Annotated in this window: 26 protein-coding genes; 10 read left to right on the top strand and 16 right to left on the bottom strand. The window is 64.9% G+C overall.

What is annotated here, in order from left to right:
* Nucleotides 1-60 precede the first annotated feature (60 nt).
* Complete coding sequence (gene rmf, locus GQB00_RS11000; RefSeq protein WP_111493766.1) at nt 61-270, top strand: ribosome modulation factor; 210 nt, start codon at nt 61-63, stop codon at nt 268-270.
* Here rmf and GQB00_RS10995 read toward each other — a convergent pair whose 3' ends face one another.
* Nucleotides 271-717 carry a flagellar basal body-associated FliL family protein gene (locus tag GQB00_RS10995; protein WP_165856241.1) on the bottom strand — a complete coding sequence of 149 codons (447 nt, stop codon included), beginning with the start codon at nt 715-717 and terminating at the stop codon, nt 271-273.
* A gap of 153 nt (nt 718-870) precedes the next feature.
* Between GQB00_RS10995 and GQB00_RS10990 the strand changes: the two genes are divergently transcribed.
* Both GQB00_RS10990 and rsd read left to right on the top strand, forming a co-directional pair.
* Nucleotides 871-1,374, top strand: a complete 504-nt coding sequence (locus GQB00_RS10990) for a disulfide bond formation protein B (protein ID WP_165856240.1) — start codon at nt 871-873, stop codon at nt 1,372-1,374.
* A 102-nt stretch (nt 1,375-1,476) separates the two neighbouring features.
* Nucleotides 1,477-1,965: a sigma D regulator gene (gene rsd / locus GQB00_RS10985; protein WP_111493772.1), complete on the top strand. Its 489-nt coding sequence runs from the start codon at nt 1,477-1,479 to the stop codon at nt 1,963-1,965.
* Nucleotides 1,966-2,049: 84 nt separating this feature from the next.
* On the opposite strand, the gene GQB00_RS10980 is transcribed toward rsd, so the two are convergent.
* The 3 genes from GQB00_RS10980 to GQB00_RS10970 form a co-directional block, all read right to left on the bottom strand.
* Nucleotides 2,050-2,769, bottom strand: a complete 720-nt coding sequence (locus GQB00_RS10980) for an FKBP-type peptidyl-prolyl cis-trans isomerase (protein ID WP_165856239.1) — start codon at nt 2,767-2,769, stop codon at nt 2,050-2,052.
* 193 nt (nt 2,770-2,962) lie between these two features.
* Nucleotides 2,963-3,361, bottom strand: coding sequence for a DUF4124 domain-containing protein (locus GQB00_RS10975; RefSeq protein WP_322873898.1), 399 nt, complete (start codon nt 3,359-3,361; stop codon nt 2,963-2,965).
* Nucleotides 3,358-3,876 (bottom strand): DUF2390 domain-containing protein, encoded by a 519-nt coding sequence (locus GQB00_RS10970; protein ID WP_165856238.1) that lies wholly within the window; start codon nt 3,874-3,876, stop codon nt 3,358-3,360. The genes GQB00_RS10975 and GQB00_RS10970 overlap by 4 nt, the downstream gene beginning before the upstream one ends.
* A 159-nt stretch (nt 3,877-4,035) precedes the next feature.
* On the opposite strand from GQB00_RS10970, the gene GQB00_RS10965 reads away from it, so the two are divergent.
* Complete coding sequence (locus GQB00_RS10965; RefSeq protein WP_165856237.1) at nt 4,036-5,967, top strand: ATP-binding cassette domain-containing protein; 1,932 nt, start codon at nt 4,036-4,038, stop codon at nt 5,965-5,967.
* Nucleotides 5,968-5,983: 16 nt separating this feature from the next.
* Here GQB00_RS10965 and ppx read toward each other — a convergent pair whose 3' ends face one another.
* Entirely contained in the window at nt 5,984-7,510 is a 1,527-nt protein-coding gene (gene ppx, locus GQB00_RS10960) for an exopolyphosphatase (RefSeq protein ID WP_416234157.1), read from the bottom strand.
* A 404-nt stretch (nt 7,511-7,914) separates the two neighbouring features.
* Between ppx and trxA the strand changes: the two genes are divergently transcribed.
* Both trxA and mobA read left to right on the top strand, forming a co-directional pair.
* On the top strand, nt 7,915-8,241 hold the full coding sequence (trxA, locus tag GQB00_RS10955; RefSeq protein ID WP_111493780.1) for a thioredoxin TrxA: 327 nt from the start codon (nt 7,915-7,917) through the stop codon (nt 8,239-8,241).
* Nucleotides 8,242-8,381: 140 nt separating this feature from the next.
* Complete coding sequence (gene mobA, locus GQB00_RS10950) at nt 8,382-8,978, top strand: molybdenum cofactor guanylyltransferase MobA (RefSeq protein ID WP_165856236.1); 597 nt, start codon at nt 8,382-8,384, stop codon at nt 8,976-8,978.
* Between the two features lie 9 nt (nt 8,979-8,987).
* Here mobA and moaE read toward each other — a convergent pair whose 3' ends face one another.
* The 4 genes from moaE to moaB are packed head-to-tail and all read right to left on the bottom strand — an operon-like array spanning nt 8,988 to nt 11,479.
* A complete protein-coding gene (gene moaE, locus GQB00_RS10945) occupies nt 8,988-9,440 on the bottom strand; it encodes a molybdopterin synthase catalytic subunit MoaE (protein WP_165856235.1) in 453 nt (150 codons plus the stop codon).
* 2 nt (nt 9,441-9,442) lie between these two features.
* Nucleotides 9,443-9,700, bottom strand: coding sequence for a molybdopterin converting factor subunit 1 (moaD, locus tag GQB00_RS10940; RefSeq protein WP_165856234.1), 258 nt, complete (start codon nt 9,698-9,700; stop codon nt 9,443-9,445).
* Between the two features lie 2 nt (nt 9,701-9,702).
* On the bottom strand, nt 9,703-10,917 hold the full coding sequence (glp, locus tag GQB00_RS10935) for a gephyrin-like molybdotransferase Glp (RefSeq protein WP_165856233.1): 1,215 nt from the start codon (nt 10,915-10,917) through the stop codon (nt 9,703-9,705).
* Nucleotides 10,904-11,479 carry a molybdenum cofactor biosynthesis protein B gene (gene moaB / locus GQB00_RS10930; protein ID WP_165856232.1) on the bottom strand — a complete coding sequence of 192 codons (576 nt, stop codon included), beginning with the start codon at nt 11,477-11,479 and terminating at the stop codon, nt 10,904-10,906. Before moaB ends, glp begins: the two co-directional genes overlap by 14 nt.
* A gap of 307 nt (nt 11,480-11,786) precedes the next feature.
* On the opposite strand from moaB, the gene rho reads away from it, so the two are divergent.
* From rho to GQB00_RS10915, 3 genes are all read left to right on the top strand, one after another.
* A complete protein-coding gene (gene rho, locus GQB00_RS10925) occupies nt 11,787-13,049 on the top strand; it encodes a transcription termination factor Rho (RefSeq protein ID WP_111493792.1) in 1,263 nt (420 codons plus the stop codon).
* Nucleotides 13,050-13,152: 103 nt separating this feature from the next.
* Nucleotides 13,153-14,631, top strand: a complete 1,479-nt coding sequence (gene ubiD / locus GQB00_RS10920; RefSeq protein ID WP_165856231.1) for a 4-hydroxy-3-polyprenylbenzoate decarboxylase — start codon at nt 13,153-13,155, stop codon at nt 14,629-14,631.
* Entirely contained in the window at nt 14,588-15,628 is a 1,041-nt protein-coding gene (locus GQB00_RS10915; RefSeq protein WP_228276697.1) for a 2Fe-2S iron-sulfur cluster-binding protein, read from the top strand. Before ubiD ends, GQB00_RS10915 begins: the two co-directional genes overlap by 44 nt.
* 829 nt (nt 15,629-16,457) lie before the next feature.
* Here GQB00_RS10915 and GQB00_RS10910 read toward each other — a convergent pair.
* The 6 genes from GQB00_RS10910 to GQB00_RS10885 form a co-directional block, all read right to left on the bottom strand.
* Nucleotides 16,458-17,693 carry a heme biosynthesis HemY N-terminal domain-containing protein gene (locus GQB00_RS10910; RefSeq protein ID WP_111493798.1) on the bottom strand — a complete coding sequence of 412 codons (1,236 nt, stop codon included), beginning with the start codon at nt 17,691-17,693 and terminating at the stop codon, nt 16,458-16,460.
* The gene (locus GQB00_RS10905) at nt 17,690-18,811 is read right to left on the bottom strand and encodes a uroporphyrinogen-III C-methyltransferase (protein ID WP_165856230.1); all 1,122 of its coding nucleotides are present in this window, start codon (nt 18,809-18,811) and stop codon (nt 17,690-17,692) included. The genes GQB00_RS10910 and GQB00_RS10905 overlap by 4 nt, the downstream gene beginning before the upstream one ends.
* Nucleotides 18,812-18,860: 49 nt before the next feature.
* Nucleotides 18,861-19,637, bottom strand: coding sequence for a uroporphyrinogen-III synthase (locus tag GQB00_RS10900; RefSeq protein WP_165856229.1), 777 nt, complete (start codon nt 19,635-19,637; stop codon nt 18,861-18,863).
* Nucleotides 19,618-20,571, bottom strand: coding sequence for a hydroxymethylbilane synthase (gene hemC / locus GQB00_RS10895; protein ID WP_165856228.1), 954 nt, complete (start codon nt 20,569-20,571; stop codon nt 19,618-19,620). The genes GQB00_RS10900 and hemC overlap by 20 nt, the downstream gene beginning before the upstream one ends.
* An 84-nt stretch (nt 20,572-20,655) precedes the next feature.
* Complete coding sequence (locus tag GQB00_RS10890) at nt 20,656-21,390, bottom strand: LytR/AlgR family response regulator transcription factor (protein WP_111493806.1); 735 nt, start codon at nt 21,388-21,390, stop codon at nt 20,656-20,658.
* Nucleotides 21,391-21,411: 21 nt separating this feature from the next.
* Nucleotides 21,412-22,497, bottom strand: coding sequence for a sensor histidine kinase (locus tag GQB00_RS10885; RefSeq protein WP_207950662.1), 1,086 nt, complete (start codon nt 22,495-22,497; stop codon nt 21,412-21,414).
* Nucleotides 22,498-22,659: 162 nt separating this feature from the next.
* Between GQB00_RS10885 and argH the strand changes: the two genes are divergently transcribed.
* On the top strand, nt 22,660-24,057 hold the full coding sequence (gene argH / locus GQB00_RS10880) for an argininosuccinate lyase (protein ID WP_165856227.1): 1,398 nt from the start codon (nt 22,660-22,662) through the stop codon (nt 24,055-24,057).
* Between the two features lie 61 nt (nt 24,058-24,118).
* Here argH and GQB00_RS10875 read toward each other — a convergent pair whose 3' ends face one another.
* Nucleotides 24,119-26,563 (bottom strand): EAL domain-containing protein, encoded by a 2,445-nt coding sequence (locus tag GQB00_RS10875; RefSeq protein ID WP_165856226.1) that lies wholly within the window; start codon nt 26,561-26,563, stop codon nt 24,119-24,121.
* Nucleotides 26,564-26,615 lie beyond the last annotated feature (52 nt).

The raw sequence follows: 26,615 nt of genomic DNA, 5'->3' as shown, positions 1-26,615 counted from the left end.
AGGTATTGTCTAAAAACTGATCGCCTGTTAGCTTGCGCTAAGGCGATCAGGGAGACGGCAATGGCCAGGGACGTGGAACAGGGCTGGAAAGCGGCATCGTTGAACAAGGCGTACCGGCAGGGCTATCTGTCGGCGGTGATGGGGCTGCCCCGCGAGCGATGCCCCTACCGGGGCCAGGTGGCCGTCGCGGCCTGGGAGTCCGGTTGGGAGGACGGCGTCGCCGGTCTGGAGGCTGGTGCATCAGCCATCGCCGGCGATCAGGGTGCCTGACTAGCGTTGAACGACGAACGACGTGAACAGCACGTCCTTGATGGTGGCGCCGGTCTGCTCGTCTTCCAGCACTTGGTTGAACGTGTCCAGGGCCTGTTGCCGCAGGGCTTCCTGTCCCTGAGTGGAGGACAGCGCCTCACGGTCCTCCCTGGCCAGCAGCATCACCATCTCATGGCGCAGGCGGGGTTCGTGAGCGGTAACTGCCGTCTCCGCCGTGGAATCCACCCGTAGCGTCACCTCCGCTTTTACATAGCTCAGGCGTCCCGTCGACTGGCCGATGTTGGTGATGAACGGCGGGTCCATTTCGACGTAGACGGACGGCGTTGCGGTTTCCGCCTGCTCTTCGCTGTTTTCGTCCGGTGTGTCTTCTTCGGCGTGGAGGGGGAGGCTGTTCGCCAGGCAGAACAGGGCCAGTCCGCCTGCCATAAACAGGCCACGTAATGTCATGGGCTTGCAGTTCTCCTTGATATGCTGTTTGATCGCGTCAGGCCATCGTATCCTGTGGATAACGCCGCCTTTTTCCAACGTGCGTCCAGAATAGCAGGCTGAATCCGCTCAGCCCAGTCGCACTCCGTTCCACGCTGAACTACAGAGGATGTCATGCCCGGCCGACGTCTGGTTTTCCTGTTGATTTTTCTGGTGTGCGCGGCCCTTCTGGGGACCGCGTTCTACATGGAATACGTCATGTACCTAGAGCCCTGTCCGTTGTGCTGGCTGCAGCGCATGGCGCTGATGGCGGTCGGCGGGCTGTCGCTGTTGGCGGCCCTGCACAATCCGGCCGGTTGGGGCGGGCGCGTCTACGGCGGCCTGTTGGCCCTGTTTGCCGGCGCCGGCGGTGCCCTGGCGGCGCGCCAGCTGTGGCTGCAAAGTCTGCCGGCCGATCAGGTGCCGGCATGTGGCCCGTCGGTGGATTACCTGCTGGATATCATGCCTCTGGCCGAAGTGCTCAGCATTGCGCTGCAGGGAACCGGCGACTGTGCCGAGGTGGTCTGGCGCTTCCTGGGGCTCAGCATCCCGGGCTGGACCGCGGTCTTTTTCACCCTGCTGTTTGTCATCGGTGTGGCCATCCTGCTGGGGGCGTTCCGGTCGTCCCGCCGGGGATAGGACGCCGCCCGCGACAGTCGTGATGAAACGCTTGCCCGGGTCGGTGAGCTTGGGGTAACGTCCTTACGATAATCAGAAGAAAGTCCGGAGCAGGGGGAGTTCATGCTGGATAATGTGGAGAGTGCCAAAGAGCGATGGGGTGGCGTCAGCGAGCTGATCGACCGCTGGCTGCGTGAGCGCCAGCAGTTGATCGTCCAGTACTGCGATGTGAGCGGTACCACGGATTTCAGCGACGTGGAAAAGACACGCGCCCAGTTCGTTCGCCTCTGCGAAATCCTGGTGGATTACGTTTCGGCCGGACACTTCGAGGTCTATGAGCAGTTGATTCGCGAGGCCAAGGAGTTCGACGATGGCGGCATGGAACTGGTCGCCAAGGTCTATCCCAAGCTGGAGGAGAACACGGAGATCGCCCTGTCTTTCAATGATCGTCTGGACGGCGAGTCGCTGTCGGCGGAACAGCTGGAAGACCTGATGGAGCCCCTGTCCAGTCTGGGGGAGCAGCTTGAGACGCGGTTCGAGCTGGAGGATTTCCTGATTGAGCACCTGCACAACGTGCATGCGGACAAGGTGATGTCCTCGTCGTCTGCCTGACCGGTTTGTGCTTCCGGTCAAACACCGATTTTGAAACCAAAAGAGCCGGCATCAAGCCGGCTCTTTTTTTGGCGCTGTAGCGGTTTACTCGGCGTCTTCTTCCGGGTTCACCTTCAACAGCTCCACGTCGAAGACCAGGGTCTCATTGGGGCCGATGGCGCGATTGCCACCCGGGCCGTAGGCCAGGTCGGACGGGATGTAGAGCTTGTAGCGGCTGCCTTCGTTCATCAGCTGCAGGCCTTCGGTCCAGCCCGGGATAACCTGGGACAGCTGGAAGGTAACCGGCTCACCGCGTTCGCGTGAGCTGTCGAACACCTCGCCGTTGATCAACTCGCCGGTGTAGTGAACCTTGACCGTGTCGGAGGCTTTCGGCGTGGGACCGTCACCTTCTTCGACGACTTCGTACTGCAGGCCGGAGTCGGTGGTCTGAACGCCATCACGCTCGGCGTTCTCGGCGAGGAAGGATTCCCCCTTCTCCTTGTTCTTCTTGGCCTGCTCCTGCACCTTGGCCATTTGCTCCTGCTGCATCTGCTGCTGGTAAGCCTGCAGTGCCGCCTGGATTTCCTCGCGGCTCATGCGGGGCGCGTCGCCGCCGGCCTGGCCGTCGCGGATGCCCTGTACGAACTGGTCCAGTTGCAGGTTGGGCAGGTCGTTCTTCATCCGCTCGCCCAACACGACACCCATGCCGTAGCTGACCTTCTGGTCCTGGTTGTCCAGCGCCGGTTCCGCGGATGCGTTCATCACGCCGAAGGCCGTGGCGGCTACCGTGCCTGCCAGTGCGATCGAAATCAGGGATTTTTTCATTGAGAATCCTTTGCTATTGCGAAGTCCCGGTCCGGTTCTGAGCGCTTTGGCGGGCGCGTTGAAACCATGCAAACGGTTGACTCCAGATGCATTTAAATCATGGAAGGGCAAAGGTAACGCTTTTGACGACAGTGTGCCAATGACTGATGGTTAAGGAAGTTAACCCGTGCGCTGAATGCGTGGGGCGAGGCCCCTACGGGGTGGCCGCATTCTGTCGCTGGCGGATATTGTCGGCGCTGAGGGAGAAGGGGGCCGCGTAGGGCGATTGCCAGTCCGGCTCGGTCATGACTTCCGGTTCGCCGTTGACGCCGGTGCTGGCGGGATCCACCGCCAGGGCATTCCAGTTGCGGTCCGTGGGCGGTTTGTCGGCGTAATGCCAGCTTCCGTCCGTGTCCTGCCACTTGAATACGATGTCGGGGCCGTCGTCGGGCACCGGGTTGGGCACCACGCCTTCGAAGGAGGGCGCGGTTTCCGGTTCCTCGGTGGTCGAGGCGGTTTGCGGGGCCGGTTCCTTGATGCCGAAGAACATCAGGACGATAAGCAGACCCAGAGCCGGGAAGGCCAGCCTGAAAGCCCAGCGACGCATCATCATTGGGATGTCCCCTGGTTTGGAGTGGCGCGGGTGGCGTGGATCGTGATCGCCAGAGCCTGTGTCAGTCGGTTCATACCGGTTTCCAGTGCTTGAGAATCATCCCCGGTTGGGGCTGCCGCGCGCAGGTTACGGATTAACAGCGCTTCATTATAGACCGAATTTGCGGACATATCGGGACGAGCTGTATCCGAATCATTACGGATGGCCTCAAGGTCATGGTGGATCCAGGCCAGTTCAATCCGTTCCGCCGCCAACTCGGCGCGCTTGATCTGCTCGCGCAGGACATCCGTTGGAAAGGCCTTGGCCAGCGCCTGCCGCTGTTGCCGGAGGGGCGTCGTATGCTGTGAGCGCCAGCGTTGTACGCCCTCGCTTTCCCAGCCGTCCCAGTCGCGACCTTCAATGGCCAGCCAGGCGGCGGTCAGCAAACGGGACACCGAACAACCGCAGGCCTGAAGCATCAGGCTGGCCTCGGCGACGTCCGGATCGGACCAGAGCGACAAGGCGGTCTGCCACAACGGGTTCTCCAGTGACAGGTCGGCGGGTGGCTGCATAGACATCGGGGGACCGTTTCGGTCGCTGGCGCCGGTTCTGCATTCCGGCCGTGAATCCTGACAAGCTGCGACGGTATCCAGAGGTTATCCCCGGGAATGTGTCATCCCTGATAGAATGCGCGCATGCTGACATTAACAGAGCTTAGTCTACAACGGGGCGGGCAGTGGTTGCTAGAGCGTGTATCGGCGACGATTCAGCCTGGCCAGAGGGTGGCCATCGTCGGTGCCAACGGCGCCGGCAAGTCCAGTCTGTTCAAACTCATTCTCGGGCAGTTGCAGCCAGAAGCGGGAGAGGTGTCGCTGCCCGGCGGCTGCCGGCTGGCGCATATGGCGCAGGAAGTGGAAGCGACCGATCGCAGTGCCCGGGATTTTGTGCTGGACGGCGACGTGGAACTGCGCCGGCTGGAGGAGGCCCTGGCGGACGCCGAGAGCCGGGGGGACGACCATGCCCAGGCCCGCATCCACGGCGAGTTGGACCTGCACGAGGCCTGGTCGGCACCGCGCCGGGCGGAGACCCTGTTGCGCGGCCTGGGCTTCGTCGACGCCGATGTCGAGCGGCCGGTGGCGTCTTTCTCCGGCGGCTGGCGTATCCGGCTGAACCTGGCCCAGGCACTGATGCGCCCGTCCGACCTGCTGCTGCTCGACGAGCCCACCAACCACCTGGACCTGGACGCCTGCCTGTGGCTTGAGAACTGGCTCAGCCGCTACCCGGGCACCCTGCTGTTCATCTCCCACGACCGCGATTTCATGGACCGTGTGGCCACCCACATCCTGCACTTCGACAATCGCGCGCTGGTCACTTACACAGGCAACTACTCGGCCTTCGAGACCCAGCGCAGCGAACGGCTGGCCCAGCAGCAGGCCGGCTACGAACGCCAGCAGGCGCGGATCGCAGAGATTGAGGATTTCATCCGCCGCTTCAAGGCCAAGGCCACCAAGGCCCGTCAGGCCCAGAGCCGGATCAAGTCGCTGGAGCGGATGGAGCGCATCGCCCCGGCCCATGTGGATTCGCCGTTCCAGTTCAGTTTTCCGGAAGCGGACAAGATCAGCAATCCGCTGCTGTCGATTCGCCAGGGCGAGGCCGGCCATGATGGCCGCACTATCCTGCGCGGCATTAATGTGAGCCTGTTGCCGGGCTCCCGGATCGGGCTGCTTGGCCCCAATGGCGCGGGCAAGTCCACGCTCATCAGCGCCCTGTACGACAGCGGCACGTTGACGGCCGGGGAGCGCACCTCCGGTGAGCACCTGGCCATCGGCTACTTCGCCCAGCACCAGCTGGAGTCCCTGGATCTGGACGCCAGCCCCTTCCTGCACCTGCAGCGGGAGGCACCGAAAGCGTCGGAGCAGTCGATCCGCAATTTCCTGGGCGGTTTCGGCTTTCACGGCGACGATGCGCTGGAGCGGATCCGCATCTTTTCTGGTGGCGAGAAAGCCCGGGTGGCCCTGGCGCTGATCGCCTGGGCCAAGCCCAACCTGCTGCTGCTCGACGAGCCCACCAACCACCTGGACCTGGAGATGCGCCAGGCCTTGACCGAGGCGCTGCAGCGTTTCGAAGGGGCCGTGGTGGTGGTGTCCCACGACCGTCACCTGCTGCGCAACACCGTGGACGATTTCCTGATGGTCAACGACGGCGCCGTGACGTCGTACGACGGGGATCTGGAGGATTACGAGCGCTGGCTCGCCGAGCGCCGGACTGAAGACGTGCGGACCCCTTCACCGGGGGCGGACGACAGTGCCGCCAAATCCCCCGAAGTGGGAGAGAGCGCCGATGATCGCAAGGCCCGCAAGCGCGCCGAGGCGGCCCTGCGCCAGAAAATGAGCCCCTATCGCAAGCGCCAGGAAACTCTGGAAAAGAGGATGGGCGACGTGCAGATCCGCCTCAATGAGCTGGAAGAGACCCTGGCGGACGCGGGTCTCTATGAGCCTGAGCGCAAGAACGACCTGAAAGCGGCGCTGGGCGCCCAGTCCGAGGCCCGGGCCGAGCTGGAAACGGTGGAAATGGAGTGGCTTGAGGTGTCGGAGACCCTGGAGGAAATGGCCGGCGAGCAGTCCTGAAGCCCGCCGGCCCGCCTCAGGGCATGATGGTCAGCTTGATGTTCTGGCGCGCCAGGAATTCCTGCTCGTTTTCCAGATCGGCGCGGGTCAGCGGGCGTTCCTCCAGCCAGTTGTCGGCGAAGCCGACCGCCAGGCTGTCCGCGCCGTTGGCCTCCACTTTGAATCCCGCCGGCTGATCCATGTTGCGGGGATGCTGGATCAGCACCGCCAGTCTCAGCAACACACAGAGGTATTGCAGGCGTGGGATATCGTCCTCGTCGGCGTCCTCGAATACGGCGTTGGAGAACTTGCGCCGATGGCCGCGCACCAGCGTGGCCAGATTGCGCTGGGCCTGCTGGGTGAACCCGGACAGGTCCGAGTAGCGCAGCAGATAGCCGCCGTGCTTGTGGTACTGGCTGTGGGAAATGGCCAGGCCGATCTCGTGCAGGCGGCAGCCCCAGCGCAGCAGCTCCTCGTCGTACTCTGTGTTGATGCCCCAGGCTTCGGCCACCTGACGAAACGCTGCGATGGCGGTGGTTTCGACCGCGGCCGCGTGGGCCGAGTCGATGTCGTAGCGGCCCTGCAGTGCCTGGATGGAGCGCTCGCGCACGTCTTCGTGCTGGATGCGGCCGACGATGTCGTACAGCAGCCCTTCACGCAGCGCGCCGTCGGAATAGGTCAGGCTTTCGATCTCCAGTGACTCGAACGCGGCCAGCAGGATCGCCAGCCCCGCCGGAAAGATGCTCTGGCGGTCACTGCGCACGCCCAGTTCGCCCAGGCGCTCGACGTTGCCCATGTCCACCAGCCGCTGACGCAGTTCACGCAGGGCTTCCAGGGTGATGGTGCCGTTGGTCAGCTTGAGGTTGCTCAGGACCGACGCGATCGCCTTGATCGAACCGGACGAACCGACGGTGCTCTGCCAGCCGAGATCGCGGAAGCGATGGCGGATGTTGAGCAGTTCCTGGGCGGCGTGGGTCAGGGCCTTGTCCATCTGCTTGCGCTGGATCTTGCCGTCCGGGAAGTAGCGGTTGCGGAACGAGACGCAGCCCATGTGCAGGCTTTCCAGGGCCTGGGGCTCGAAGCGTTCGCCGATAATGAACTCGGTGCTGCCGCCGCCGATGTCGATCACCAGGCGTCGGCCGGTATCGTCGGACAGGCTGTGGGACACGCCCAGGTAGATCAGGCGGGCTTCCTCGCGACCGGCGATGATCTCCACCGGAAAGCCGAGCACTTCCTCGGCCCGTTCCATGAACTCAGGTGCGTTGCGGGCGACGCGCAGGGCGTTGGTGCCGACGATCTGCACCATCGATGGCGGCATGCCCTGCAGGCGCTGGGCGAAACGGCGCAGACAGTCGAGGGCGCGTTCCTGGGCGGCTTCGGTCAGGCGGTTGCTGGCATCGAGACCGGCACCGAGTTGGACTTTTTCCCCCATCTTCTCGAGGGTGCGAATCTCGCCGTGGATCAGGCGGGCAATCACCATATGGAAACTGTTGGAGCCCATATCGATGGCAGCCAGCAGGTCCCGGTCGGTGGCGCTGTTGGGGGCCGTCACGTGTCTTGAAATCCTCTTGCCGGGCTTGGCCTCTGAATCATGTCTATTGGCAAATCCGCGCCTGGAACTCGGTGCGGCCTGGCGCGGTCGTGCTGAGCCGGCGTGCCTTGATTCCGGCGTGCCGGGTGAGCCAGAATCGCCAATAGACTTAACCAGAGGTTCCTTTTATTGTGTGGGCTCCTCATGGTGAACCGACACTGCGGGTAACTATAAGCCATACCCCGCCAACCTGTCAGTAGCGTGCGCTACCCCCGGTTGTTCATGCTCATGGTCCGTATCCGGCGTGGGACTTTCCTCGCGGACGGGCTTTCGCGTAAAGTGGATCGGTAGATTCGAAGTGGCCGGTCGGCGGACGGGCCGTAAACGTCTAGGCGCAGTGATCCGGCAATGGGCGCTGCCAAAAGCAGGAAACAGTAATGAGCGGAAATATCGTAAACGTAACCGACGCCTCCTTCGAAGAGGATGTGCTGAAGGCCGATACCCCGGTCCTGGTGGATTACTGGGCGGAGTGGTGTGGCCCGTGCAAGATGATTGCGCCGGTTCTGGAGGAGATTGCCGAGGAGTACGACGGCAAGCTGAAGATCTGCAAACTCAACATCGACGAGAACGAGCAGACTCCGCCGAAGTTCAATATCCGCGGCATTCCGACCCTGATGCTGTTCAAGAACGGCAACGTGGACGCCACCAAGGTTGGCGCACTGTCCAAGTCCCAGCTGGCGGCGTTCCTCGACAGCAACCTGTAATCGGGTCGCGGTCGGGCCATGTGCCGCCACGTCCTCAGCGGCGTTGATGCGATGCGGGGCTCCGCAGTGAAGAAACCATCTTCCGGTCGTCCGGAAGGTGGTTTTTTTATGTCTCGGTATCCGCGAACAGGGAGTAAGTCATGACGGGTTCAGACCCATCGGGCGGATGCGCCGGCCTGATCCTGGCGGGTGGTCGCGCCCGCCGCATGGGCGGGCTGGAGAAGGGGCTCGCTCTCTGGCGCGGCCGGCCGCTGGTGGCTGCCGCCTGCGAGGCATTGCGTCCGCATTGCCGGACCTTGCTGATCAGCGCCAATCGACAACTCGATGCCCATCGATCCTGGGCCGATGCGGTCGTGGCTGACGATTCGGCATTCGAAGACGCCGGGCCGCTGGCGGGGCTGCTGGCCGGGCTGGAACGGGCGCGGGCGCAGGGCGCTGACGGCGTTCTGGTGATGCCGTGCGATACGCCGGCGGTGACAGCGGCCGTTATGGGGGTGTTGGCGGCGGACGCGCAGGCCAATCCGCAGCGCGTCGTTCTGGCGAAAGTGAGTGACCGCCTGCATCCGTTGCACGGTTATTATCCCGTGTCCCTGGCGGAAGCGCTGCGGGATTACCTGGCCCAGGGCGGGCGCAAGGTGATGGGCTTTGCGGCGTCTTACGAGCCGCTGTTTCCGGCGCTTCCGGCGGACGAAGACAGCTTTCGCAACCTCAACGCGCCGGAGGACTGGGCGGGCTGAGCCGCCGGATCAGCCCGCCTGCCAGTCGTCCGCTTTCCGGCGGTCGCTGTCTTTCTGCTCCACCCAGTGCGACGTGCCATCCGCGGTGATTTCCTTCTTCCAGAACGGGGCTGAGGTCTTGAGGGCGTCCATCAGGAACTCGCATGCTGCGAAGGCATCGCCGCGGTGGGCACTGGTCACGCCGACAAACACAATGCGCTCGCCCAGCGCCAGCTCCCCGACCCGGTGAATCACGCGGACGGCGTTGATGGACCAGCGCTCGGAGGCCTGGGCAATGAGATCCTCAATCACCGATTCGGTCATGCCGGGATAGTGTTCCAGGAACAGGGCGCGCACGTCCTGGCGATCGCCGCTGGCCCGCACCAAACCCGTAAACGTGGCGATGGCGCCGGATTGACCGTCGTCGGCGAGCGCGTCGGTTTCCCGGCCGATGTCGAAGTCCTCGGTCTGGATGCGAATCATGGCTAGCCCCCGGTCACCGGCGGAAAAAGGGCCACTTCGTCGCCGGCGCTGACCGGCTGCGACGGGCGGGCCATGGTCTGGTTGACAGCGATCATCACGCTGCGGTCGCCGTCCAGGGTATCCCAGGGCGCTCCGCGGCTGGCCAGGGTGCGGATCAGATCGGCCACCGTGGTTTCGCTGTCCACCGGCAGGTCCAGGCTGTCGGTGTCCAGGGTTTCGCGCAACCGCGCGAAGAACTTGATGGTGACGGTGTTGCTCATAGTCAGCCCAGCAGGTCGTTGAACGGGTAAAAGGCAAGGGTGTCGCCATGCGCTACGCGGGTGTTCTCGGGAACCACGGCGAGCCCGTCGGCCCAACAGGCTGAGCTTAGCATGCCCGAACTCTGGTTGGGGTAGGCTTCGATCCGGGTTTGGCCGTCGCGCTCCACGCGCCGGGCCCGCACGAACTCGCGCCGGGGCGATGCCTTGTCGACGCTGAAGCCGGCAGGCAGCGCGAGGGCGGCGGCCGGGGTGTCGGATCGGCCCTGCAAACGGCGGATGAACGGCGCGGCGACGATCAGGAAGGTCACCAGCACCGCGGCCGGATTGCCGGGCAGTCCCAGCATGGGCGTGGTGCCGATCCGTCCGAAGGCCAGGGGCTTGCCGGGTTTGACCGCCAGACGCCAGAGGCTGACGTCGCCCAGGGCTTCCATCGCGCCGCGCACGTGATCTTCTTCCCCCACCGAGACGCCGCCGCTGGACAGGATCAGGTCGGACTGGGTCGCGGCCTGTTCCAGCGCGGTCCGGGTCGCCTCGCGGGTGTCGGCCACGTCGCCCAGATCGACGACCTCGCAATGCAGGGATTCCAAGAGGGCACGCAGCGCAAACCGGTTGGTGTTATAGATCTTGCCGGGTGGTAGTGGCTGCCCCGGCGGCACCAGTTCGTCGCCGGTGGTGAGGATGGCCACGCGCACTGGGCGCCGCACCGAAATTTCGGCGATGCCCAGCGAGGCCAGCAGGCCCAATTCCTGGGGCCGCAGCCTGGTGCCGGCGGCCAGGGCCATGCTGCCGGCACGCAGATCCTGGCCCCGGGGGCGGATGTTCTGCCCCGGCGACAGTGCGTGATCGGTCCGCAATCCGGCATCGTCGACGCTGGCGTGTTCCTGCATCAGCACCGCATCGGCCCCATTCGGCACCGAGGCGCCGGTAAAAATCCGGGCTACAGTGCCGGGTTCGAGCGGCTGCGGCGCCACCCCGGCGGGAATCCGCTGGCTGACCGGCAGCGGCTGGTTGGCCAGGTCGGCGAGCCGGATGGCGTAGCCGTCCACCGCGCTGTTGTCCGCCGGTGGTACGTCGGCCGGCACGGAGATGTCGTTGGCCAGGATCTGACCTCCGGCGTCTTCCAGGCGTCGCACCTGCTTTTCGGCGACCGCATGAGCTTGGGGCAGCAGGTGCGCCAGGGCGTCGTCCAGGCGGGTCAGGCCGTCAGTCGGTCCCATGGTTGCTCCAGGTGTCGAGGGCGTCGTCGAGCCGGTGCAGCGGGCGTTCCGGTTTGCGGTTGACCAGCGCCGAGAAATTGCACGGCCGGTGGCGGCTGTCGAGCTGCTGCCTGAGGATGCCTTCCCAGCCCAGGGTGCAGGCGCCGGTGGAGCCGGGCAGGCAGAACACGACGGTGTGGTTGGACAGGCCGCCCAGTGCCCGGGACTGGATGGTGGAGGAGCCGATGTCGTCGGCGGAGAGGCGCCGGAATTCTTCACCGAATCCGTCGATGAGCTTATCGAACAGGGGCGCAACCGCTTCCGGCGTGCTGTCCCGCTCGTGGAATCCTGTGCCACCGGTGATCAGCACCACGTGGATGCGGCTGTCGGCCACCCAGCGTGCGACCAGGGCCCGGATCAGGTAGACGTCGTCCGGCAGCAGGCGACGTTCGACCACGTGGTGGCCGGCGGCGTTGGCCTGGTCGGTGAGGTACTGGCCGGAAGTGTCCTCAGCGGGGCCACGGCTGTCGGAGATGGTCAGCACGGCGATGTTCAGAGGCACGAAGGTGTCGGAGTTTGCCATAGGTCAAGGATTTCCACTTCGATTGCAGGGATGGAAGGAATGACTTGCTACTGTTTGAAAAACGCGCTATACCCTTAAGTCGTGCCAATCAGTATCCTGTTGTCACCGCAAATTTGGAAGGGGTGGTAATGGCCTGACTTGTTGCTATAATGGCCGGCACGTTTACTCGCTTCCAAAGAAAAAGCCGTTCAGGCGCCCGCCTCACGGTTTCTGTCCCGATACTTAAAAGCATCACGTTACGCTCAGGGGAATTCCCCCTGTCTTCGCAAACCTGATTGATATTCCATTCCAAGTCGTCAAATAAAATATGAACCTTACTGATCTGAAGCAGAAACCCGTTCCCGAGCTGCTGGATATTGCCCAGGAAATGGGACTGGATAACCTGGCCCGTTCTCGTAAGCAGGACGTCATTTTCTCGATCCTGAAGAAGCACGCCAAAAGCGGCGAGGACATCTACGGGGACGGCGTGCTGGAGATTCTCCAGGACGGTTTCGGCTTCCTCCGTTCCGCCGATGCGTCTTACCTCGCCGGCCCGGACGACATCTACGTGTCGCCGAGCCAGATCCGGCGCTTTAACCTGCGCACCGGCGACACCATTGCCGGCAAGATCCGGCCGCCGAAAGATGGCGAGCGTTACTTTGCGCTGTTGAAGGTCAACGAGATCAACTTCGACAAGCCGGACAACGCCCGCAACAAGATTCTGTTCGAGAACCTCACGCCGCTGTTCCCGGACGAGCGCCTGATGCTGGAAGCCGGTAACGGCAGCACCGAGGACCTCTCCTCCCGGGTCCTGGACCTGGTGGCTCCGATCGGTAAAGGTCAGCGTGGCCTGATCGTATCCCCGCCGAAAGCGGGTAAGACGCTGTTGATGCAGGGCATCGCCCAGTCCATCACCCGGAACAACCCGGAATGCCACGTGATGGTCCTGCTCATCGACGAGCGTCCAGAGGAAGTCACCGAAATGCAGCGCACGGTGCGCGGCGAAGTGATTGCCTCCACCTTCGACGAGCCGCCGGCACGTCACGTGCAGGTCGCCGAGATGGTGATCGAAAAGGCCAAGCGTCTGGTCGAGCACAAGAAGGACGTGGTGATCCTGCTGGACTCCATCACCCGTCTGGCGCGTGCCTACAACACCGTGATCCCGTCCTCCGGCAAGGTGCTGACCGGTGGTGTCGACGCCCACGCCCTGGAGAAGCCCAAGCGTTTCTTCGGTGCCGCGCGGAACGTCGAGGAAGGCGGCAGCCTGACCATCCTGGCCACCGCGCTGGTCAACACCGGTTCCAAGATGGACGAGGTCATCTACGAAGAGTTCAAGGGTACCGGCAACATGGAAGTCCACCTGGACCGCCGCATTGCCGAGAAGCGTACCTACCCGGCCATCAACATCCGCAGCTCCGGCACCCGCCGCGAGGATCTGCTGATGAGCGAGGCCGACATCCAGCGGATCTGGATCCTGCGCAAGCTGCTGCACTCCATGGACGACGACACCGCGTCCCTCGAGTTCCTGCTCGATAAGCTGCGCGATACCAAGACCAACGATGAATTCTTCCAGTCCATGAAGAAGCGCTGATCGCGCCCGGCCCACCCGCAACCTTCGGTCGCGGGTGGGCCATCCATCCTGCTTTCCCGTACACTGCTCCATCCCTTTGGACGTTCAGGCTCAGGACAGCGTCATGAAATACGACGATCTGCGCGATTTCATTCGCCAACTGGAAGCGATTGGCGAACTCAAGCGCATCAAGACCGAAGTCGATCCCTACCTGGAGATGACCGAAATCTGCGACCGCACCCTGCGTGCGGGCGGCCCGGCACTGTTGTTCGAGAACCCCAAGGGCTCGGACATTCCTGTGCTGGCCAACCTGTTCGGTACACCCAAGCGAGTGGCCCTGGGGATGGGGCAGGAGGACGTGGCCAGCCTGCGCGAAGTGGGCAAGCTGCTGGCGTTCCTCAAGGAGCCGGATCCGCCCAAGGGCTTCAAGGACGCCTGGGAAAAGCTGCCGATCTTCAAGCAGGTCATGCAGATGGGGCCAAAAGTGCGCCGCTCTGCGCCCTGCCAGGACGTGGTGATCGACAAAGATCACGTCGACCTCTACAAGCTGCCGATCCAGCATTGCTGGCCGGAGGACGCCGGTCCCCTGGTGACCTGGCCGCTGGTCATTACCCGCGGGCCGCATAAAGAACGCCAGAACCTGGGCATTTACCGGCAGCAGCTGATCGGTCGCAACCGGCTGATCATGCGCTGGCTCAGTCATCGCGGCGGAGCACTGGATTTCCAGGAGTGGCAAAAGGCGCACCCCAGCGAGCCGTTCCCGGTCGCGGTGGCGCTGGGGGCGGATCCCGCTACCATCCTCGGGGCCGTGACGCCGGTGCCGGACAGTCTGTCCGAGTATGCCTTCGCCGGTCTGTTGCGGGGCAGTCGCACCGAACTTGTCCAGGCAGGGCTGTCGGAGCTGCAGGTGCCGGCCAGCGCCGAGATCGTGCTCGAGGGCTACATTTACCCGGACGATATGGCTCCGGAAGGGCCGTTTGGCGATCACACCGGCTACTACAACGAGGTGGAGCATTTCCCGGTGTTTACCGTGGAGCGCATCACCCACCGCAAGGATCCGATCTACCACAGCACCTACACCGGGCGTCCGCCCGACGAACCGGCGGTGTTGGGGCTGGCGCTGAACGAAGTGTTCGTGCCCATCCTGCAGAAGCAGTTCCCGGAAATCGTGGATTTCTACCTGCCGCCGGAAGGCTGTTCCTACCGCATGGCGGTGGTGACCATGCGCAAGCAGTATGCCGGCCATGCCAAACGTGTGATGATGGGCGTATGGTCGTTCCTGCGGCAGTTCATGTACACCAAGTTCGTGATCGTCACCGACGACGACGTCAACGCCCGGGACTGGAACGACGTCATCTGGGCGATTACCACCCGAATGGACCCGGCGCGGGACACCACCCTGGTGGAAAACACCCCGATCGACTACCTGGATTTCGCCTCGCCGGTGGCCGGCCTGGGCTCCAAGATGGGGCTGGATGCCACCAGCAAGTGGCCGGGCGAAACCGACCGGGAATGGGGCCGGGCCATCGCCATGGACGCCGCCGTCAAGGAGCGGGTGGATGCCATCTGGTCCGAGCTGGGCATTGATGAGTCCGCATCGTGATGACCCCGTGCGGGTCAGGATTGACCCCGCCGGACTCGAATTCACCGCGTCGCCCAGGGACGATCTGCTGACCGCGGCCCGCCGGGCAGGCATTGCCATTCGCTGGTCCTGCCGCAACGGAGTCTGCGAACTCTGTGAAGCCCGGCTCAAGGCGGGACGGGTGCTCAACACCCGGACCGATCAAGAGATAGAACCGCCCGCGACCCTGATGCTGTGTCGAAGCCAGCCGCGCGGGCCGGTGGAATTGGAGATTGAGGAGGTTATGGCCGCAGGTTCCCAAACGCCGCAGCAGATGCAGGCAACGGTCTCGGACATCAAGACGCTCAGCCACGACGTATACCGCGTGACGCTGACCTTACCCCGTCGGCGTGAGCTGGCATTTCATGCGGGCCAGTACCTGTCCGTGCGCCTGCCGGATGCATCGCCGTCCTACTTCTCCATTGCCAGCAGCCCGTCCTGTGGCGACATCGAGCTGCACGTCCAGGCCGCGACGGACTGGGCTTCCGCCCAGCGCGTCATGGACACGTTCCACACCGACGGTCAGGTGACGCTGGAGTTGCCCCACGGCAAGGCGTGCCTGGCGTCGGCTCCGGAGAAGCCACTGGTACTGGTGGCGGCCGGTACCGGCTTTGCGCAGATGAAAAGCATCGTCGACTACCTGCGGGAAACCGACCTCCAGCAGCCGGTGCATCTGTACTGGGGTGTGCGGCGCCACGAGGACATGTACCTGCGTTCGCTGGCCTATCAATGGGCGGAGGACTGGGCGCCGTTCTCCTTCTTCCCGGTGGTGGGCGACGACGCCGACAACGACTGGAGCGGCCACCACGACCAACTGGTGCGGGCGGTCCTGGCCGGTGGCTATGACTGGTCCGGCGTGAGTGTCCTGGCCAGTGGGTCGCCGCCGATGGTCTACACGCTGATGGACGCGCTGGTCGAGGCGGGACTGCCGGAATCGGCGTTCCTGTCGGACGTGCTGGAATACGCGCCGCGGGGATAATAGGGCAGACGCCTGCGGGATATTACAGGCTGGCGAAACCCATGTAGCGGGCGTTTCTGAACCGGAGGAACTGGCAGCCTCCTGGGCTATCTGCAAACCCGGCGAGATACCGGCTGTCCTCCGGCCAGCTCCGAAACTGAAGTTTCGGCTACACGGGCGGGAGGCTTCGGGCTTTGGCATGAGGCTGATAGGCGGCACGGGCAATGTGGCCGGCGCGTCTGAACCGGAGGAACTGGCGGCCTCTTGGGCTATCTACAACCCGGCGAGATACCGGCTGTCCTTCGGCCAGCTCCGAGACTGAAGTTTCGGCTACACGGGCGGGGGCTTCGGGCCTTGGCGTGAGGCTGAGGGGCGGCACACGCAATGTAGCCGGCGCGTCTGAACCGGAGGAGCTGGTGGCCTCCTGGGCTATCTGCAAACCCGGCGAGATACCGGCTGTCCTCCGGCCAGCTCCGAGACTGAAGTTTCGGCTACACGGGCGGGGGCTTCGGGCCTTGGCGTGAGGCTGATAGGCGGCACGGGCAATGTGGCCGGCGCGTCTGAACCGGAGGAACTGGTGGCCTCCTGGGCTATCTGCAAACCCGGCGAGATACCGGCTGTCCTCCGGCCAGCTCCGAAACAGAAGTTTCGGCTACACGGGCGAGGGGCTTCGGGCCTTGGCGTGAGGCTGAGGGGCGGGCACACGCAATGTAGCCGGCGCTTTAGCGTCGGAGGAGCCGACAGGCTCCCTATGTGCGACCTCCCGACTCCAGTATTTGCGCCGACGGCCCTTCGCCCTTCTTCAGAAGATAAGCTTCAACTGTACTTCGGACACGAACCTGAGGTCGTCTCAGGCCTTCGGCATGGGCAGTTCCGGCAGACCGTTGTCCCTCAACAGGCTCTGCATCAGCATCTGACTGCTTTCCGCTTCGTGACCCATGTGGGCATTCAATCGGGCCAGTTCGGCCAGGGTTTCCGGGCTGCGCTTCAGGCGCAGACTGGTTTCGAAGTACTCCCGCGCTTTCCCCCACAGCTCATTACGCAGGCTCAACCGACCCAGTGCCAGCAGCAGTTCGGGATTGTTGGGGCGGTCCTGCAGCCAGCGTTCGGCGACCAGTAGCTGCTCGTCCGGTTTTTCGCCGGCGATGCGGCCGTAGAGGTTGGCCAGGTCGTCGCTCCAGTGGTTGCGCAGCACCTTGCGCAACAGGGTTTCCGCCTGGGGCTCGTCGCCCAGCTCGGCCAGGTGGCGGGCATACTCGTGGATGGTGTACGAATCCCGGCGCATGGAGCCGGGCAGTTCGTCCCACAGGGCAACCAGCGGCGTCAGGTCACGCTCTGCGAACGCCTGCCGGCGAATGTCATCCGCGGCCTGTTGCAGCAGGTTGTGCCAGGTGGTCCGTTCCAGTTCCTGCAGTTCGTCCTTGTCCACCAGATCGCGCTTGCGCAGTTCGGGAATCAGGCGGGCCAGTTCGCGCCAGTCTTCCAGGCCTTCGTAGACCCGCCGCATCAGCTTGAGGATGAACGGGTGATGCGGGGCCTGCTTGCGCAGACGCACCAGCGTCGCCAGCCCCTGCTCCAGGCGGTTGCCCGCCAGTTGCAGTTGCGCCTGGGTGATGCCCACCGCCAGGTCGGACCCCGGGGTGCTTTCGAAAGCCTTGCGCAGCAGGTCTTCCACCGCTTCATGATCGCCGCACTCGAAGGCGCACTGGGCGGCGGCCAGGTAGTTGATCAGCGGCGTGTCAGCGCGGTCCGCCGAGCTTTCCAGCAGCTTGCGCCCGCGCGGCCAGTTGCCCTCGGCCAGGGCCAGCAGACCCTGGGTGGTGCGGCGGCGCGCGCGGCGTTCGCTGCTGCGGGTGAGCCAGCCGCTGACCACGCCCTTGCCGCTGTGCAGGCGCCGGAAGAACGCCAGTACCAGTTGCAGGGCGACGGTCACCAGCAGGATCAGCAGGACGCCCACCCAGAAATTGGTTTCGATCAGGTAGTTGCCCAGGCTGATGCGGATGTAGCCGCTGTCGTACTGCAGCCCCAGGCTCAGGCCGGCGCCGATCAGCAGCGCCAGCAGGAACAGGAGAAAGAGTTTCCTCATGACGCGTCGCCTGCCTTATCCCCATCCGGGGCGTTGTCATCGGCGGGCGGAGCGTCGCCGCTGAGGCGACCTTCCAGGCGGGCCTTGAGCAGGCGCAGGGACTGGCTGATGTCCGGCAGTTCCGGGTTGATGTCGCGCGATGCCAGCTCGGCCAGGTTGTCGCGCAGGGCGCGTACCGGGCCGTGACTGCCGTCGTACCAGGTGTTGAGCCAGTCGGCGGACTTGCCCAGGGACTTTTCGTACAGGGCCTGGTTGCCGCGCAGGACAGCCAGTTGTGCCTCTTCCAGCATCAGGCGCATGTTGAGTCGGGCGTAGACGCTCTGGTCGGGGGAGAGCAGGGGCTTGACCGGCTCGTCCAGCCGGCGTACGGAAATTGCCTCGCTCAGGGTGGCGCGGATGGCCGACCAGCCCTTGGCGAAGACATCCTGGTCGCCGCCGGATTCGGGGGCGGCTGCGGCGTTGGCGTTGTACTGTTCGACGGCATCCTGGGCCAGTGCGCGGTCGGTCAGGTTGCCGATGCTGTCGATGGCCGCTTCCAGCTGCAGGTAGAGGCCGGTGCGGTCCACCTTCTCGATGCCCTGCAGGGCCAGGATTTCCCGCGCCACCTGCTTGCGCACCGGGTAGCTGCCGGGATCGTCGGTCTGTTCCAGCACGTCGTCCGCGGCTTTCAGTGCGGACATGGCACCTTCAAAGTCTTTCTCGATCTGCAGACGCTGGTTGGCAATGCGCAGCAGGTACTCGGCTTCCGCCAGCAGCCAGTCGGTGCGGGTGCGGTTGCCGGCTTCGAGCAGGGCCTGGGCGTTGTGGTCGATCTGGCGCTGCATCTCGCGGGCCAGGTCTCCCTGCTCGCCGAGTTCGGACTGCAGGGACTGGATGCGCTCGCGCAGTTGGCCGCCGCTCTGGCTGTAGTCGCGGTCGAGGCGTTCGGTGGTGCTGTCCAGATAGTCGATGGACTGGTTCAGGGCCTGTTGCTGTTGCCACAGGTGCCAGCTCCAGAGCCCCAGGGCAATGACCGCCAGCAACGCGACGACGGCGACCACCCACAAGGGCCAGAGGCGCCGCGGAGGCTGTTGCGGAGACGCGACGGGCGCAGGCAGGTTGTTGGTTGTCTCAGTCACAGGCGTCCTTACTCGTTGATTGGAATTCCCGTTGTTCCGGGCCGCGGGATCAGTCCAGCCGCCCCAGGCAGTGGATCAGGCCTTCGGCGGTCAGCTGCTCCGGAACGTGCACGCGCTCAAAACCCTGTTCCCGCGCGGTGTCCGCCACCCGGGCCACGGGGACAAGCAGGTTGCGACGCATCAGGTTGTCATCGTTATTCTTACCCAGCGCGATCAGATTGTTCAATGTTTCTCCGGACAGGACCACGATGGCATCCGGATCAAAGGTCTGCAGCGCCTCGCGCAGGGTCTCGCTGTCGTAGTCGGGGCAGACCCGCTCATAGAGCACCATGTTGTCGACCCGGGCGCCGCGCTCGCGGAGCGTTTCGCCCAGCAGTTCGCGTCCGCCACGCCCCTTGGCGATCAGTACTTTGTCGCCAGCCGGTCGCGCCAGGCTGGCCAGGGCCAGCAGGTGCTCGCTGCTGTAGCCGGTGGCGGGGATGCGTACCCGCAAACCGGCGGCCCGCAACACATCGGCCGTCCCCTGACCCACTCCATACCAGTTTAGTCCGACTGGCCACTGTGGCCACCAGTCCTCGGCGTAGCGCAGGAATTCGCGGGCCGCGCCGGGGCTGACGGCGATCACGTGCTGGTACAGGTCGAGCGACTGGATCAGGGTGCGGCGTTCCGGCGTGTCCGGCAGGGCGCGGCGCTCCAGCAGCGGCAGGCAATAGGTTCGGGCGCCCGCCGCCTGGAGTTCTCGCGCCAGTCGTTCGCCTTCTGGCTCGGGACGGCCGATCAGGATGCGGCGACCGGCCAGCGGCGCGTCACTCGACCCGGTAGCCATAGATCTCGGCCAGGATCTTGTCGGCGCCCTTGGCCAGCAGCTCCTCGCCCAGCTCGCGGCCCAGGCGTTCGCCTTCGGCGCGCGGGGCACGACCTTCCACCCGGTGGATGGTCTGGCCGTCGACGGAGCCCACCAGTCCGCGTAACCACAGGGTGTCGTCGCCTTCCAGCAGGGCGTAGGCGGCGATAGGCACCTGACAGCCGCCCTCCAGGCGCCGGTTGAGGGCGCGTTCGGCGCGCACCCGGTCGGCGGAATCGGTGTGGTTGAGCGGTTGCAGCAGGTCGATCAGTTCCTGGTCGTCGGTGCGGCATTCGATGCCCAGCGCGCCCTGGCCCACGGCGGGCAGGGAAATCGTGTCCGGCAGGCAGTAGCGGATGCGGTCGTGAAAGCCCAGACGCTTGAGACCCGAGCTGGCCAGCACGATGGCGTCGTAGTCGCCGTTATCCAGCTTGGACAGCCGGGTGTTGACGTTGCCGCGCAGGGTGCGGACTTTCAGGTCCGGCCGGTAGGCGCGCAGCTGGGATTCCCGGCGCATGCTGGCAGTGCCCACCAGGGCGCCGTCGGGCAGGGCATCGACGTTGTCGTAGTGGTTGCTGACGAAGGCGTCGGTGGGATCGTCCCGCTCGCAGATGGCAACCAGTCCCAGGCCGTCCGGGAAGGTCATGGGCACGTCCTTCATGGAGTGCACGGCCAGGTCGGCGCGGCCATCGAGCATGGCTTCTTCCAGCTCTTTCACGAACAGGCCCTTGCCACCGATCTTGGCCAGGGGCACGTCCAGGATCTTGTCGCCCTGGGTCTTGATGCCCAGCAGTTCAACGGTGATGTGGGCATGCAGTCGCTCCAGTTCCGCCTTGATGAACTCGGCCTGCCAGAGGGCCAGGGCACTGTTGCGTGTGGCGATGCGAAGGGTGCGCGGTGTTGTGGATCGAGTCATGAATGCTGCTTTCGGCTGTTCGGTCAGTGGAGCCGTTAGCCTACCGTTTATGGCGTCAAATGTCCCGGCCCCGATGGCGTGGTATCACTTGCCCAGCAGGGCCTCGCGAACGGAACTGGCGTGCCGGCGGCTGACCGGCAGGCGCTGCTCGGAGTCGTTGAGCTGGATCAGGTGCTGGCCGTCCGGGGTGCGTTTCATGGCGGCGATGTGGCGTCGCCCCACCAGGGTGTTGCGATGGATGCGCAGCAGGCTGTCGGGGTAGGTCTGTTCCAGCTCTTTCAAGGTGTAGTCGGTCACGGTCTCGCCGCGGCCATGGTGCAGGGTGACGCATTTCTGGTCGGCTTGGCAGTAGCGAATGCCACCAATGTCGATCAGCTCGGTGCCGCGGTGGGTGCGCACGGCGAGTTGTCCCGGGTGTTGCTCGGCGGTGGCCTGCAGTGCCTGGAGCTGGACCCGGTTGACCCGTCCCGCCCGGGCCAGCGCGTCGGCCAGGTTCTCGCGGCGTACCGGTTTGAGCAGGTAGGCCACCGCCTGCACCTCGAAGGCGTTGATGGCGTACTGGTCGTAGGCGGTGCAGAAGATGATGGCCGGCGGGCTGGCCAGGGCATTGACCTGCTCGGCCACGGCCAGGCCGTCGAGCCCCGGCATGCGGATGTCGAGCAGAAGGATATCCGGTTCGCACTCGGCGATCCGCGCCAGTACCTCGTCACCGTCGCTGGCTTCGCCACACACGGCATAGGTGGGCAGTTCTTTGACAAGCCGCTGCAGCCGTTCCCGGGCCAGCGGCTCATCGTCGGCAATGAGTACGTGTTGCGTCATGACCGGTTCGTCGTCCCTTGATTACTGCGAGTTATCGCCATCCGTGGCTATGGTACGCCAGGGCAGGCGCAGGGTCACCGTGTAGCGCCCGGCATGGACGCTGTGCTTGAGCAGGGCCTCGCCGTCGAACACCGTTTCCAGCCGTGCGCGGATGTTGGCCAGCGCCACCCGGTTGCCGCGATGACCCGCCTGGTCGGCGTTGTAGGGGCGTTCGGGATTATGCACCTCGATGTAGACAAAGTGCCGCTTGCGATAGGTGTGGATGCGGATCTCGCCGCCTTCCGGGCGCGGCTGGATGCCATGGTAGATGGCGTTCTCCACCAGCGGCTGCAGGGTCAGCGGCGGGATCGCCTGGCTGGCCAGATCGCCATCGAGATCCCAGTCGACGCTGAGTCGCTCGCCCAGGCGCAACTGCTCGATGGCGAGGTAGCGCTGGCACAGGGTCAGCTCCTCGCCCAGGGTTATCAGCCGGTCCTGGGTGCGCAGGCTGGCGCGGAACAGTTCCGACAGGTCCAGCACGGCGTCCTCGGCCTGGGTGGGGCGGCTGGCGATCAGGCTGGCGATGGTGTTCATGCTGTTGAACAGGAAGTGGGGGTGGATGCGGGCCTGCAGGGCGGTCATGCGCGACTGCATCTCCGCCTGCTTCTGCTGGCGCCACTGGTGCTGCAGGTAGAAGTAACGCAGCACCATCAGCGTGATGATCAGTGCCGCCAGCAGATTGCGGGCGATCAGGTGGGCCGGCAGGGCCTGGGCCTCGACCAGCAGGATACGATCGGCGATCAGGGTGAAGGTGAGGACGTCGAGCATCACCACGGCGGTGATGATGATCACCACCTTTGCCGTGGAGAACCGTTTCAGCCAGCCGCGCAGGCTGCATACCAGGGCGGCGCTGGTGAGCACGGTCCACTGCACGAACAGTGACACCAGGCCGAAATAGTGCCAGTCGATCAGACCGCTGCGGGCGTGCAGGATCGACAGCAGCAGGACGATCAGCTCGCTGGTCAGCAGCAACAGGAATACCGCCCGCACCCGGCACAGGTCGGGCACAAAGAAATCCGCGTTGGGCAGCGTGGGGTTGCCCTCGATTCTGGGTCTGGCGGGGAGCATTCTGGTCCTGTCTTATGGGTTGACCACCGGGCCCTGGCGGTCGGTTATGGTGCTCGTTTGTACAGAGGCGCCATCGGGAGTGGTACAATCCCCGGCCTGTTCCGAGGCCGCGGTGGCTACCCCGACCTCGCCGCGATATCCAGCTAGCAGGAAAGATAGACCATGACTGACCAGAACACGTCCTCCGAAAAGCCCTGGGGCGGTCGCTTCAGTGAGCCCACCGATGCCTTCGTGGAGCGCTTTACCGCCTCCGTGGCGTTCGATCAGCGCCTCTATCATCATGATATTACGGGGTCCATTGCCCACGCCACCATGCTGGCGAAAGTGGGGGTGCTGACCGACGACGAGCGCGACCAGATCATCGACGGGCTCAAGGCGGTCAAGGCCGAGATCGAGGCGGGCGAGTTCCAGTGGTCGGTGAGTCTGGAAGACGTGCACATGAACGTCGAGAAGGCCCTGACCGATCGGATCGGCATCACCGGCAAGAAACTCCACACCGGCCGCAGTCGCAACGACCAGGTGGCCACCGACATCCGCCTCTACCTGCGCGACGAGATCGACGTGATCCACGAGGAGCTGGTGCGCCTGCGTCAGGGCCTGCTGGATCTGGCCGAGCGTGAGGCCGAGACCATCATGCCGGGCTTCACCCACCTGCAGACCGCCCAGCCGGTCACCTTCGGTCATCACCTGCTGGCCTGGTACGAAATGCTGGCGCGGGACACCGAGCGTCTGCTGGACTGCCGCAAGCGCGTCAACATCATGCCCCTGGGCGCCGCGGCCCTGGCCGGCACCACCTATCCGATCGACCGCGCCTATACGGCCGAGCTGCTGGGCTTCGATCGGCCCACAGAGAATTCCCTGGACTCGGTCAGCGACCGCGACTTCGCCATCGAGTTCGGCAGCTTCGCCGCGCTGCTGATGACGCACCTGTCCCGCTTCAGCGAGGAGCTGGTGCTGTGGACCTCCGCCCAGTTCGATTTCATCGATCTGCCGGACCGTTTCTGCACCGGCTCGTCGATCATGCCGCAGAAGAAGAACCCGGACGTGCCCGAGCTGGTGCGCGGCAAGACCGGCCGGGTCAACGGTCACCTGATCAGCCTGCTGACCCTGATGAAAGGTCAGCCGCTGGCCTACAACAAGGACAACCAGGAAGACAAGGAGCCGCTGTTCGATACGGTCGACACGGTCAAGGGCTGCCTCAAGGCCTACGCGGACATGGTTCCGGCCATTGAAGCCAAGGCCGACAACATGCGCGTTGCCGCCAAGCGCGGTTTCTCCACCGCCACCGATCTGGCCGATTACCTGGTCAAGAAGGGCGTGGCCTTCCGCGATGCCCACGAGATCGTTGGCAAGGCCGTGGCGTTCGGCATCGCCGAGGAACGCGACCTGTCGGACATGACCCTGGAGGAGCTGGCCCAGTTCTCCGACGTGATCGGCCAGGACGTGTTCGATGTGCTGACCCTGGAAGGCTCGGTCCAGGCCCGCGATCACCTGGGCGGCACCGCGCCGACGCAGGTGCGTGCGGCCGTGGGGCGCGCGCGCAAGGCGATGGGCAGCTAACTCCGGCTTTCGGTGCAGCCAATGTCGCCGACGCCTCTGCGACATTGGCCGAGTTTCCCGGTCAGCTCACCCCGATCGTGCCGGTGCTCAGAGCCACCGGCACCGGCGCCAGCTCGGTCAGCGGCTGCGGTCCCGAAAGGCGGAAGCCCTGTCCGAAATGGATGCCCAGGCGCCGCACCTGGCGCAGGGTGTCGTCGTCCTCGATGAATGGGGCGACGGTTTTCTTGCCGGCGGTTTCCGCGATCCGGTGCAGGGCTTCCACCATCACCTGCTGCACCGGGTCCGCCGCCAGTTCCCGCATCAACCCGTGATCGAGCTTGATCAGGTCCACCGGTAGCCGCGCCGCGAGGCTGAAGCTTTCCACCGACGCGCCAGCACCGTCCAAAGCCACCTGACAGCCCAGCTTGTGCAGGGTGTCGCAGAAGACCGCGGCTTCGTCGGGGTACTGGGTGGCGTCGCCTTCCCGGATCTCGAAACAGAAGCGGCCGGGGGGCAGGTTCAGGCGTGACAGCTGATCCTCCAGGAAGGTGGCAAATTCCTCGTCCAGCAGGCTCGCCAGCGACAGGTTGAAGCTGCACAGCTTCAGGCGCGGCTCCAGCAACGGGTGCCGGTGCAGCCAGTCGAGCGTCTTGTGAATCACCCGCCGGTCGATGTCGCGCACCAGGTCGAAGCGCTCCGCCACGGGCAGGAAATCGTTGGGCAGCCAGAATCCCTGTTCGTCGCCGAGTTCCAGCCGGGCCAGGATTTCCACGTGGTCGCCCCAGGTGACTTGGCTGACCGGCCGCATCCGTTGGAACATCAGGGCAATGCGGTCCTCCCGCACGCAGCGTTTGAGATCCTCCAGCCGCGCCTGGGCCTCGCTTTCCAGCAGTGCGTGGCCCGGATCGCGGTACACGTGGATGCGGTCCCGGCCGGCGTCCTTGGCGGTCTGGCACAGGTCGGCGGCCAGCGCCAGCAGCGTTTCTGCCTGATCGGGGCCGTAGCCGCCGCCAAAGGGGATCAGCCCGCCGCTGGCGGTGGTCTGCAGACGCTCGCCTTCCCAGTCGAACACGAATGCGCCGATGTGGCCGGTGAGGGTATTGGCCACCCTGCGCGCCTCGGCTTCCGGGCAGCGGTCCAGCAGCAGGGCGAATTTGTCGGCGGAGACCCGCGCCAGGGCGTCGCGCTGGCGAACGCGGGAACCCAGCATGGTGGCCAGTTCACGCAGGTAACGGTCGCAGGCGCCGGCCCCGGCGCGATCGTTGAAGCGCGTGACGTGATCCAGGTCGAGGAAAAACAGGGCGTGGCCGCCGCTGGCGCCGTCCTGGTCAATGGCCCGCTGCAGCCGGCGCAGCAGTTCGCGGCGGTTGAGCAGGCCGGTCATGGGATCGTGCTGGCTCAGGTAGTTGAGGTGGTCGCGGGTGCGCAGCCGGTGGCTGATGTCCCGGGCGATCTGCACCGCACCCAGCACCTGGCCGCGAGTATCCAGCAGGCGTCGGAAGCGGATCTCGTAGACCGGCAGGTCACGTTCCTGCTGGGCCAGCGGCATCTCCACCGTAAAGGCCTTGCGTTGCAGCGCTTTCTCCCAGAGGCGCTGGTTCAGGCGGCGTTCGTTGGGGTGGGCCGCCAGAACCTCGCACAGGCTGTCGCCCACCTGGGGGCGGTCGCCGAAGGTCCGTTCGAACTGGTCCAGCCAGGGTCGGTTGCAGGCGAGGATGTTCAGCGTCGGTCCCAGCGCCAGGACGAGGTCATCGGTGGCGTCCATCATGCCGTGGAGGATCTGTTCCACCTCGGTGCGCGCAGCGCGCTGGTGCAGGCGCTCGGACAGGTCCACCAGGGTGCCGGCCACGGCCGTAACCCGGTCGCCGGTCAGGATCGGCCGCCCACTGAGGCGGACCGGCCGCAGACGTTGGTTGGCCGTGAGGAGCGTCAGCTCAAGGCTGAACGGGCGGGCGTGACGCAGGCAGCGGCGAAACAGGGCCTGTACGCGGGGCTGGAACTGCTGGCAATAGAACAGGGCGTGTTCGATCGAAATATCGCACCCCGGACGCAGTTCCAGCAGGCGGTAGAGGCCGTCGGACCAGTGCACGGCGTCGCTGGCGGCGTCCAGGTACCACAGGCCCAGTTGCCCCGTTTCTTCGGTGACCTGGACCAGGTGGGGATCCAGCGGCGCGGTTCCCCAAGGCTGGACGCGGGCGCTGCTGACCGCGGGCGTGACCGGGCCCTTTGGACGGAGGGCGATGCGGGCGGTGAAGAAATAGCCGTCGCCATGGCGCAGGGTCACCGGCGTCGACTCGGCGCGCCGGAGGCGGTCGCGGTGAGCGGGGGCCAGCGGGTTGTCCTCGCGGGACGCGGCCAGTCGGGCCAGGGGGGTGTTGCGCAGTTGCCGGGCCGAATAGCCGAGCACGGCTTCCGCCTGGCCGTCGACCTGCACGATCAGGCCGTCGTCATTCACCTGCAATCGGGTCTGCTGCGTCGGGCACGCCGTCCCATCCCGGCGCAGCCGACTGACGAGAAAATCCTTCACAGTGCGGTCCGGTATGTCGTCGGACTGGTCACTCGTTTGTAACCAGTCATAG

The sequence above is a fragment of the Marinobacter sp. JSM 1782161 genome (assembly GCF_011421605.1).
In the GTDB taxonomy this organism is placed as follows: Bacteria; Pseudomonadota; Gammaproteobacteria; order Pseudomonadales; family Oleiphilaceae; genus Marinobacter_A; species Marinobacter_A bohaiensis.
Note: the sequence above shows the minus strand (reverse complement) of the source record. Positions and strands in the feature narration are given on the sequence as shown.